We start from the raw sequence: 419 nt of genomic DNA on the forward strand, positions 1-419 counted from the left end.
GTGGGTGTGTAGGTGGAGTGGTGCGGCGTGTGTTTTGGTGGTTTGGGTTGTGTGCCAGTAGGTCTGGGCGGTGGGTGTGGTGACGGTGCCGTGGACGAGTGGTAGGTCTGTTGTGGAGGCGTGGAGGAGTGATTCGAGTCTGCAGGAGGCGATGGTGTCGGGGAGTTGGGGTTGTGTGAGGTAGCCCGTGACGGCGGCGGGTGGGAGTCCTTGGGCGAGGTGGCGTTGGACGGGGCCGATGTGCAGTAGTCCGCCGCCGGCGATGAGGACGTCTTTGGCGTGGTTCATCCGGGTGATGGCGCGTGTGGTGTCGAAGCAGTGGGGGAAGGAGTCGTCGATGACGGTTGTGCCGGGGTGGAGGCGGTCGATGTCGAGGAGTGTGGCGTCGCCGCTGACTGCTGTGACGATCAGCCGGGCTT

General features: G+C 64.7%; 1 pseudogene. It reads right to left on the bottom strand.

What is annotated here, in order from left to right:
• Nucleotides 1-419: pseudogene (locus RNB18_RS52750) on the bottom strand (condensation domain-containing protein); the annotation flags it as partial.

Source organism: Streptomyces doebereineriae (genome assembly GCF_031845645.1).
GTDB classification, from domain to species: Bacteria; Actinomycetota; Actinomycetes; order Streptomycetales; family Streptomycetaceae; genus Streptomyces; species Streptomyces canus.